Origin of the sequence: Streptomyces sp. NPDC047515 (assembly GCF_040643055.1) — a bacterium.
Classification (GTDB): domain Bacteria; phylum Actinomycetota; class Actinomycetes; order Streptomycetales; family Streptomycetaceae; genus Streptomyces.
In genome coordinates, this window is record NZ_JBEYTM010000112.1 from 1 (window position 1) to 9198 (window position 9198).

The 9198-nt window shown below is 67.4% G+C and carries 7 protein-coding genes and 3 pseudogenes; 3 read left to right on the top strand and 7 right to left on the bottom strand.

The window, feature by feature from the left end; all coding sequences use genetic code 11:
- Nucleotides 1-244 precede the first annotated feature (244 nt).
- Nucleotides 245-970 (top strand): dienelactone hydrolase family protein, encoded by a 726-nt coding sequence (locus ABZ826_RS38070; protein WP_361459017.1) that lies wholly within the window; start codon nucleotides 245-247, stop codon nucleotides 968-970.
- Between the two features lie 161 nt (nucleotides 971-1131).
- Here the strand turns inward: ABZ826_RS38070 and ABZ826_RS38075 are convergent, their stop codons facing one another.
- The 5 genes from ABZ826_RS38075 to ABZ826_RS38095 all read right to left on the bottom strand — a co-directional run bounded on the left by ABZ826_RS38075 (nucleotide 1132) and on the right by ABZ826_RS38095 (nucleotide 5878).
- Nucleotides 1132-1716: a DUF6262 family protein gene (locus tag ABZ826_RS38075; RefSeq protein WP_361459005.1), complete on the bottom strand. Its 585-nt coding sequence runs from the start codon at nucleotides 1714-1716 to the stop codon at nucleotides 1132-1134.
- Nucleotides 1713-4004, bottom strand: coding sequence for a tyrosine-type recombinase/integrase (locus ABZ826_RS38080; RefSeq protein ID WP_361459007.1), 2292 nt, complete (start codon nucleotides 4002-4004; stop codon nucleotides 1713-1715). Before ABZ826_RS38080 ends, ABZ826_RS38075 begins: the two co-directional genes overlap by 4 nt.
- A gap of 14 nt (nucleotides 4005-4018) precedes the next feature.
- On the bottom strand, nucleotides 4019-4231 hold the full coding sequence (locus tag ABZ826_RS38085; RefSeq protein ID WP_361459009.1) for a hypothetical protein: 213 nt from the start codon (nucleotides 4229-4231) through the stop codon (nucleotides 4019-4021).
- Nucleotides 4228-5376, bottom strand: a complete 1149-nt coding sequence (locus ABZ826_RS38090; protein WP_361459011.1) for a tyrosine-type recombinase/integrase — start codon at nucleotides 5374-5376, stop codon at nucleotides 4228-4230. The genes ABZ826_RS38085 and ABZ826_RS38090 overlap by 4 nt, the downstream gene beginning before the upstream one ends.
- Before the next feature lie 82 nt (nucleotides 5377-5458).
- Nucleotides 5459-5878: a site-specific integrase gene (locus ABZ826_RS38095; protein ID WP_361459013.1), complete on the bottom strand. Its 420-nt coding sequence runs from the start codon at nucleotides 5876-5878 to the stop codon at nucleotides 5459-5461.
- A gap of 527 nt (nucleotides 5879-6405) precedes the next feature.
- On the opposite strand from ABZ826_RS38095, the gene ABZ826_RS38100 reads away from it, so the two are divergent.
- Complete coding sequence (locus ABZ826_RS38100; RefSeq protein ID WP_361459015.1) at nucleotides 6406-6558, top strand: hypothetical protein; 153 nt, start codon at nucleotides 6406-6408, stop codon at nucleotides 6556-6558.
- Nucleotides 6559-6877: 319 nt separating this feature from the next.
- Here the strand turns inward: ABZ826_RS38100 and ABZ826_RS38105 are convergent.
- Nucleotides 6878-7623, bottom strand: a pseudogene (locus ABZ826_RS38105) (transposase); the annotation flags it as partial.
- A gap of 16 nt (nucleotides 7624-7639) precedes the next feature.
- Nucleotides 7640-7819: pseudogene (locus tag ABZ826_RS38110) on the bottom strand (transposase); the annotation flags it as partial.
- A 364-nt stretch (nucleotides 7820-8183) separates the two neighbouring features.
- Here ABZ826_RS38110 and ABZ826_RS38115 point away from each other — a divergent pair.
- Nucleotides 8184-9107: pseudogene (locus tag ABZ826_RS38115) on the top strand (sugar-binding protein); the annotation flags it as partial.
- Nucleotides 9108-9198 lie beyond the last annotated feature (91 nt).

A 9198-nucleotide genomic window follows, 5' to 3' on the forward strand; every position in this document is an offset into this window, starting at 1 on the left:
ACACGCACACGGTGACCGCCGCCTGCCGTCCGGAAAAGGATCCCGGGCGGCGCGTCACATCACAACAGGGCAAACGTTGCCTGATCCGGCACTAGGCATGTTGCTGGGCGTCGGTGCCCGCGCGGGAACGGGGTTTGTGACGGATCTTGTGAGCCATCGCCGCATTTCAGAGGCGCACCCGCGCTGTTCTGCCAGCGGTGAACACCGGCCCGACCGGGCTCGACGATCACTACAGTCCAGTCTCATGACGACGGTTACAACGCGTACGGTCGAGTACCCGGCCGACGGTTTGACGATGATTGGGCACCTCGCGCTCCCGGCCGGTGTCGACCGCCGGCCCGCGGTGCTGCTCGGGCCAGAGGGCACGGGGCTCAGCGACGTTGAGCGCCGCCGGGCCGATGCTCTCGCCGAGCTGGGATACGTAGCGCTGGCCTTCGACCTTCACGGCGGGCGCTATTTGGGTGACCCCGAGGAGATGCTGGCCCGTTGCATGCCGCTGCTCGCCGACCCCGATCGGATGCGGGGCATTGGCCATGCGGCGCTCGACGTGTTGCGTGCCGAACCGCGGACCGACCCCGACCGGATCGCCGCCGTGGGCTACGGCACCGGGGGCGCCGTCGGGCTGGAACTCGGGCGCGACGGCGTCAACCTGCGTGCGATCGGGACAGTCAACGCACTGACCACGGGCCGACCGGGCGAGGCGGCGCGCATTCGCTGCCCGGTGTGGGCCGGGGTCGGGTCGGAAGACCCGATCATGCCGCCCGCGCAACGGGACGCGTTCACCGCAGAGATGCAGGCTGCGGGCGTCGACTGGCGCCTCGCGGTCTACGGCGGCGCCTTGCACGCCTTCCACCACCCGCCGGTCGACCACACCGTGCGTCCCGGCGTCGGCTACCACCCACAGCACGCGCAGCGTGCCTGGCGCGACGTCATCGACCTGCTCGCCGAGTGCATGCCCGTAACGGAGTGATCAGGTCAGCAACCGCGATCCCGGGCCGTGAGCCAGGCCGGTAGACCGCCACCAGCTCCGGTTTGTGGGACATCTTCGCAGCTCAGAGAAATTGTGACGAGGTGCTCTGCGAGGGTGTTCCCACTCGGCGGCGGGAACCGGCTCCGCCTGATGACAGGCGCTCATCCGGCTTCGGTGGCATCCGGGTTGGTGTTCTCCCTGCGCATCATCCTGCGCAGGCTCGCGCGAGCCGCGTCCCGGTCCTCCTCGGCCTCGGCAAGCTTCTCCTCCCACTCGGCCTTGCCCCGAGTCAGCGCGTCTCTCTCGGCGGTCAGCTCGGCGTTTTGGCGCCTGAGTTCGTCGATGCGGGCCACCAGCTCGCCCGTGCCGACCTGGTCGAGTTGCTGCCTCAGATGTCGTCGCACGGCGTCCTTGAGCTTGTCCCGCTCCTCCCGCAGCGCGGCGATCTCCTGGCGAGCCAGCGCCAGATCGGTCTTCAAGCCCGCCGAGCTGACGGAAGCCCCTGTGCTGGGCTTGGGCGGGTGCACGGCCTGCCGAGCGCGGGCGGCGTCGATGTGCTCACGGACGCCCTCGGCGTAGACCAGCCAGTTGGACACCCCGGCGGTCTTGGCGACGGCCGCGAAGGTGACGGGCTCACCGCGGGCGACCATGTCGTGCAGTACCGCCAGGACTTTGGCCCGCTTGGTCTGGCTGTCGCGGAGACGGGCTGCCTTGAGGACCTCGGCGGGGACACGCTTGCCGCTCACTGGGCACCGCCCGTCTGCTGGAGGACGGTCAGCGGGAGCAGGGTGCGGCCGTTCGAGGCGCGGGTCTTGCGCAGGATCTTGCTTGCCTCTTCAATCTCGGTCCGCTCCTCAGCGGTCAGATCCTCGATCTTCCTCTTCATGTTGGCGGCGACGCGCCTGTAGGCGTCGATCTCCTCGTTCATGTTCCGGATCACCCACTCCGCGGCGTCCAGTGCCTGCGCGGTCTCGCGTTCAGCCTTCATGGTGCGGATGTGGTCCTCGATGACGGGCAGGTAGGACGGGTCGGGCCGGTAGAAGTCGCAGCCCGCGCAACGGAAGCGGAGCGGGCATGCCTTCCCGCCGGCCTTGACGTTGCTGGGCTCGACGCAGCCGCCGAACGGCGCCGCCACGGAACTGCGCTCGTAGGCGGCGTTGGAGGACATCGGCGCCGGGCGTCCGCCACGGTTCAGGGCGTGCTTGCGCACCACCTTGACCGCTGCCCGCTTCCGCTTGAGCGAGACCTTGTAATACCCAATCGTAGTTTTTGGGTCCTTATGATCCATAAAATCCTTGAGGATGTCCAGGGCGATACCGGCGTCCGCACAGCGCTGGGCGAACGCGTGCCGGAAGGCGTAGGGGAAGATCAGGGACCGGTCGAACGGCACCGGCTGGCCGTCTTCGCCGGGGCTCTCGGAGTCCAGTTGCGACAGGGCGTCCACCCAAACCCGAAGCATGCGGGAGGGGAGGTCCGCTCCGAGATGCCCCGTCTCCTTGCGCTCCGTGGCAGCGGGAAACAGATAGCCGTCACCGTGCTCGAAGTCGGTCAGTGCCGCCCGGCGGCGTTCCCACCGCTGGATGATCTCCGCGGATTCGATGTCGATGGGCAGGCGTCGCCGCAGTCGCTTGCCCTTGCTGTTGTCCCAGATCAGGTTGTAGTGGCCGTCGACCCGCTCCAGGCACCCCACCTTCAAGGTGACGATCTCGTTGGGGCGCCGGCCGGTGTCCCGCATGACCGCGTAGAGGGTGCGGCACATCTCCTTGACCTCTTCAGAAGGCATCGAACCATGGGAGAGGCTAACGCCCAACGTGTCCTGAAGGCAGTCGAGTTGGGCGATGACCGACTCGGGTACGGCTTTGCCGATCTCGTCCTCGTTCGGCTCGGGCAACGCGATCCGGTGCGCGGGATGGCGGCCGAAGAGACCCGGAAGGGTGTCCAGCATCCCGGCGAACCTGCCGAACTCCAGGATCTGCCAGAAGTTCGACAGTGCGGTGTGCCGGTGCTTCTCGCTGTAAGGACGGCCGTCCTTCCTGAGCAGGGTGCGGAAGGCGGCGACGACGGCCGTCATGTCCGCGAATCCCAGGACTCCGGGGTCCATGCCGCCGCCCGGCCGCAGCGCCAGGGCCCGGGAGGCGACGAGACAGGCGGCCATTTTAGTGGACAACTTGCCGCCGGTGGGATTGCTGCTGCGGGCCCACTGCATCACGACCGCCTGCAGCCACGGCTGCCGGATCTCGGTGAAGTCCGCCGTCCCTGCGTGGCGGCGCGGCCGGACACCGGTAGCCGAACCGATCCCGAGAGCCGGCAGGTCCCACACAACCCGCTGCGTGGCGTCGATGCCGTTGAAGTCATCGAAGGCCACCCGCAGATGCCGCAGCATCTCCTGGGCATGGGCGATGACACTGGTGGTGCGGCCGAACGCCTGCCGGGTGACGCTCTCCGGCGGGGCCAGGACAAGGCTGGGCAGGTCGAGGAGTTGGGTCACGGTCGAGCGGGTGGCTCGGGGATCCAGCTTTCTGCCGACTGTGTCCCGCTGTTGCAGGGCGAACAGCACTTCGAGCCGGGTCACCGGGGTCAACGGGGCCAGGGAGATCTGGTTGCCGCTCAGGTAGGGGGCCTGACGACTCGCCCAGCTCTCGACCGATCCCCGCGCTTCCTCGCCCCTGGCCTGCCAACGGTAGTAGTGCGTGGGGCACAGACGTGCACGGACCGCGGATTCCGGCGAACACCCGAGCACCAGACACGGTGGCAGTGGTTCGTAGCCGGGCATCGTGGCCGCCCAGGCGGCCAGGTTTTCCTCGGAGTCCTCCAGTCCTCGCCGCTTGAATACCGCGACCCACAGGCTGTAGTGGGCTCTGCACAGGCCGCGCGCGGAGACGCGTCGCCGGCATCGGCCGTCCTGCGGGCCGGCCGCGCATCGGGCGGGTGCCTTGTAAGCCTGGAGCCTCGTGGTGGGGATGTAGGTGGCGTCGAAATCCTCCGCGCTCAGCGCTCCGCGTTCGAGGGCCTTCTCGCAACTCCTGCACCTCATGTTGGCTGCGGCATTCACCCGCGGGCACTGGGGGTGCGGCACCTGTAGGCGACGGTTCGGGGGTTGTCGACGTCGCCGGTGAACAGCCACAGGGCCATGTCCCACTCGTCCGGACGCCGGTCGGGGTCGATGCACCCCGCGAGGTAAGTCCGCCACTCCTCAAGCCTGGCGTCGCTCTGCGCCGGGGGCGGCGTGATGCGCTCGACCAGCGCCCTGGTGCTGGTCATGCGTGGTCCTTACGCAGGGCGGTGAGCCGTTCGACGGCTTCGCGCTTGTCGGTGTCGGTGGCGTGGATGTAGGGGGCCATCGAGGACGGGGAGACGTGTCCCATGAGGTTCTGGATCACGTCGTCCGGAGTCCCGCTTCGCTTCCACCGCGTGGCGGCGGAGTGGCGGAGCATGTGCGGGCGGGCGGCGAAGCCGGCTTTGACGGCCAGCCGGTCGAACAGGTCCTTGACGTTGGGGTACTTCATCGGCTGCCCGAGCGGGGACCGGAAGAGGTTGACGAACACCATCTCGCTCTCGCCGGCCTGCGGGACCTGGTCCCGCTCGTAGAGGTACTCGGCATACAGGCCCGCCACGTCCGAATCGACCGGGATCCACCGCGGGCTGCGGGCCTTCGCCAGCGCTCCGTTGCTGTTCATCCGCCGCCGCACGTGTACGTGCCCGCCGGAGACCTGGCAGCCCAGCGCTGAGGAGTCCGGCAGCAGGTGCATGTCCTGGCGGTGCAGGCCCAGTGCCTCTCCGATCCGCATCCCCGTCGACCCCAGCAGATAGACCAGGAACCGGTCTCGTGCCCGGACGGTCAGCGCGAGCAACTGCGCGAACTGCTCGTCGCTCAACCACTCGTAGCCGGGCAAGGCCACCCGGAACTTGATGGTCTTGGCCTCTACCGTGCGGAACTGTCCGTCCTCGCCGGGGCTGTAGCCGGGCGGCAGGAACGACAGGTACTTGGTCTCGGACAGCATCGCCGCCGTAGCCGGCGCCACCCAGCCGAACGGGACGCAGAACCTCAGGAACTCGCCCACCGTCGTCAGGATCTGGTTCGCCGTGGCCTTGTCCCGGTAGCGCGGCGTCGCACTGGACCGCGGACCTCGGGGCGGCAGCGGCTCCTTCACCAACCAGTGCAGGAACCGCGTCAGCGCGACGAACCCCGGCGCGGCCCAGTCCAGGCCGTTCGCAACGCAGTGCGACAGGTACAGGGCGACCCTGCCCGCGTACACCCGCTCCGTGTTCGGCGAGCAGTCCCGGGCCCGCAGCGACGCCAAGTACGCCGACGCCTCCTGGTGGAGCTCGTAGAAGTCGGAGACGACCACCCATGCCACTGACTCGTCGCCGGGGGACACGGCACGTTCGGCCTTGAATGTCCGCATGCCGATGAACGTAACAGATGTGACAGTCACCTATCAGATACCTTTCAGTGACGTAGAGTTGGCCACGCGCTTCCCACGTGCCTCACGCTCTACAGCTCCTATAGATAACCGTCTCGCTGTGTATGCGGACCGACGGTGCGTACGGCTTCCCGCCTGCGACCCATCGACCGATCTCGTCCGGGCGCCGCCAGTGCGGGCGCGACGGCTGTCCTGCGACCTGGAGCCATCGCGAGAAGTCCCTCGCCTTGCTGCGGGTGGCCCGATCCCACGGCACCTCGACCGCCCAGAGGAATCGGAACCACCGCAGCAGATCCATCACGTATGAACGGGCCGTAGTCGCCGGCCGCCCTGCCCCCTGCAGATCACGCAGAAAATCTGAGACGCCTTCGACGGGCGCCCCGAGCGGATCAACGAGCCGGAAGGGCTCCCACGGATCGTCCGTGGCCACCAGTTCACCGACCAAGGACACAGACAGAGCCGACAGGTCTCGCGAAGCCTCCATGGCCAGACCAACGACGATCCCGCCAAAGGGTCACTGACCTGCGAAAACTCCGGCAGTAGTTCAGTCAACAGGTAGTGCGACCGGAAGGACGTCCACCGCTCCGACTCCACCCGGCTACGGCCGGTGCAGACCCGGTTGACCGCGGGCTTGAGGTTGTCGTAGCGGATGTGCCGGGACGGGACACCGCCCAGGACGTTGAACGCCTCGACATGGCCCTCCATGAACGACTCCTGGGCCTGCGAGGCATAGACCCGGTGGACAGCCTTGCCCGAATAGGACATCCGCAGCGTGAACAGGTTGCACTTGGTGACCTCACCGGCAGCCGCACCCAGACGTCCGCGAAGTCCACCTCCGCTTCCTCGCCCGGCAGATGGACCTGCGGGACCATCCCCGCCAGGTGACGGCGTCCCTCCTGGTCCTCCACCTGGATCTGCGGCCGGCGGACCGCGACGTAGTCGGACACGGTCGAGTAGGACACCAGGTCGAACCCGTGCTCCTGGGCCAGGCGCTGGAAGATCCTGCGGGCGGTGTGCTTCTGCTTGCGCGGCGCGGACAGGTCCTCCCGCAACATCGCGTCGATCCAGCTCTTGGCCGGGTCCAGCACCGAAGCCCGCGGCGTCGGCTTCTTCCTCGGCGGCGGAACAGCCGAGTTCAACGCCTGGCGAACCGTCCTGCGGTGAACCCCGTACTTCTCGCCCAACGTCCGCTGTGACACCTCCGGATCAACACGCTTGTCCCTCCGGATCGCGGCATACAGCTCCGCCCGCGACAAACCCATCCCGGCCTCCCGACATGACCGTGACAACAAACCAGCACAGCCTCCGACAAGACCGTGATCGACTCACAAACCCTGCCGTCGCACAGCGGACGGAGCAGTGCATTCACTCCAAAGAGGGCATGGCGCACGCCCCCTCACGTCGGGTGGGGCCAGATCAACTTCTTACGCCGTGGGGCCACTTTCCGTCCGTGCGGTGGAGCCCAAAGAAGTGCTTACAAACAGTAGCGGAGCTTCTTCGGCTCGGCGGTGGCCATCTCCCCGTCCAGGAGGAGGGATCGGGTCCAGGCGAGGAGGTCGATCGCCGCGAGGCTGATTTCGAGCCAGACGGCGTTGACAGGAAAGCGGCGGGAGGGGAAGCGGCCGAAGCCGAGTGGTCCTGCCGCACCGGATGTGGTCCTCGACGGTGGCGTGTCCGCGGTGGCGGACCTCCAGGAACTGGGCGGAACCGCCACCGGAGTACGGGGTGTCGGTGAGGAACACCTGATGACGTAGACCCTCGTCCCTGTCGAACAGGGACAGTTGGGCGCCGGGGTGCGGGCGTTCTCGGCGCACGATGATGCGGGTGCCGACGGGATAGCCGGTCAGTTCGACCATGTCGGCTCGGCGACTTCAGCGCCGGCACGGAGCGAGCCGTTCTGGTCCAGGGCAGGGTGCCAGAGATGCTCGGGCAGCGAGCGGATCGCGCGGCGGACCGGCTCGGTGACTGCGTATCCGACCGAGAACCGCATGTCGAGGCCGCGCCCAGGGCCCGGATGTGGGCGAGGAAGGCTTTCGCGGATCCGGCGCTGTCGGTGCGGACGAGAATGTCGGTGCCGTGCCGGTGGGCGTCGGGGATCTGCGCGAGAGCGTCGTCCAGCACTGCGATGTGGTCCGCGGCGGTGTTGGCACCAGCGTTGCCGGGCTGTAGCCGCCCGGACATGCCCTCGCCGGTGTTGGCCAGGAAGCACACCAGAGGGTGGAAGCCGAAGCCGCCTTTAGAACTCCTATCGCAATGACTTCAGGCGTCGCCAGCAGATGAGTGCGCATCCGAGGGTGAGGAAGGCTTCGTGGATGTCGTCGCGTATCTCCCAGCGGATCCGCAGGCGGCGGAACCAGTGGAGATGGGCGAAGGCGCGCTCGACCACCCAGCGTTGGGTTCCGAGTCCGGAGCCGTGTTCACGGCGTGATTGCGGCCCCTCAAGCCGAACTGCGCCCTTAGGAGTTAGAGGGGCGCGGAGCAGGGCTGGTTGCGTCAGAAGGGCACGATGCGCCCAAGTACACGTCAACCGCTTGTCTTGTGGGGTAGTTCACTATTCGCGCGGCACTACCCGCCTCCGCTTCCTCCTGATTCGCCCGATCTTCAGCTTTTCTCCTTCAGTAAGTTCATGATCTCGCCATTTCTTGGCGGAGGCGTGAACAATAGGAGGGGGAATCGTGACCGATCTTTTGTCCGTGCCGCGGCGCGGACGGCTGCGGTCCAGAGGAAGAACGCTGCGCTGTATAGCTGGAAGTCTCAGCCTGGCGGTGTCCGCCGCTCTGCTCAACGGCGTGAGCTTCGCGGCTGAGGTGCCGGATCGTCCTGCTGCTGAGGACGATGCGCCGGTGACGCAGGCAGCCGACCTGGCTTCCGCGCGTGCTGCTGCGCGCCTGTCGGGAAAGCGGGTGGAGGCCCTGTCGGAGCGCACGGAGGCGTCTACGACGTGGGTGAACAGGGACGGGTCGCTGACGACTGAGGTTTCGGCGGGCCCTGTTCGTTTCTATGACCAGGACGTCGACTCGTGGCGTGACATCGATGTGAATCTTGCCCGCGGTGCCGATGGGTCCGTTGAGGCCAAGGCGCACCCCAATGGTCTGAAGCTTTCAGGGGGAACCGGCCGTCCGGCTGCGTCGCTCAGGGCGGCGCAGGAAGCCGGGGCCACGGACCTGGTGACGCTGGGCGGGGATGATCAGCAGATCACCCTGCAGTGGAAGGGCGGGCTGCCTGCGCCGAAACTCGACGGGACGCGTGCCGAGTACGTCAACGCGGTGCCGGGCGCGGACGTGGTGGTCGAGGCGACGCGTACCGGCTTCGAGCAGTTCGTCGAGCTCAAGCAGCGCCCCGAGGCTGATAACTACAACTACACGATGCCGTTGAAGGCCAAGGGCCTGGAGGCGAAGCAACTCGCCGACGGAAGCGTGATGTTCACCGACAAGAGGAAAAAGAAGCGGGCTGTAATGCCGGCTCCGGTAATGTGGGACGCCACCGTCGACGAGCGGTCGGGTGAGCACACGCGCAAGGCCAGGGTCGGCCTGAAGGTGGTACAGAAGGGCTCGTCCGTCGACCTGGTGGTCACCCCGGACGTGGAGTTCCTCGGCGACCCGGACACCCGGTACCCGGTCACCATTGACCCGTCCACCTCGTCGCTGTCCAACGTCTTCGACACCTACGTGCAGCAGGGAGTGACGGTCGACCAGTCAACCGACGTCGAACTAGTAGGGCTTTGTTAGGTTCTGTGGTGGGGTTCGGGGGTTGGTGCGGGTTGGCCGCATATCGAGCAGGCGCCGGTCCAGGTGGCCAGGAGGG

Excerpts from the sequence above, each read along its gene's own strand:
- ABZ826_RS38070 (WP_361459017.1), top strand. The coding sequence starts at position 245 with ATGACGACGGTTACAACGCGTACGGTCGAGTACCCGGCCGACGGTTTG.
- ABZ826_RS38080 (WP_361459007.1), bottom strand. The coding sequence starts at position 4,004 with ATGAGGTGCAGGAGTTGCGAGAAGGCCCTCGAACGCGGAGCGCTGAGC.
- ABZ826_RS38085 (WP_361459009.1), bottom strand. The coding sequence starts at position 4,231 with ATGACCAGCACCAGGGCGCTGGTCGAGCGCATCACGCCGCCCCCGGCG.
- ABZ826_RS38090 (WP_361459011.1), bottom strand. The coding sequence starts at position 5,376 with ATGCGGACATTCAAGGCCGAACGTGCCGTGTCCCCCGGCGACGAGTCA.
- ABZ826_RS38095 (WP_361459013.1), bottom strand. The coding sequence starts at position 5,878 with ATGGAGGCTTCGCGAGACCTGTCGGCTCTGTCTGTGTCCTTGGTCGGT.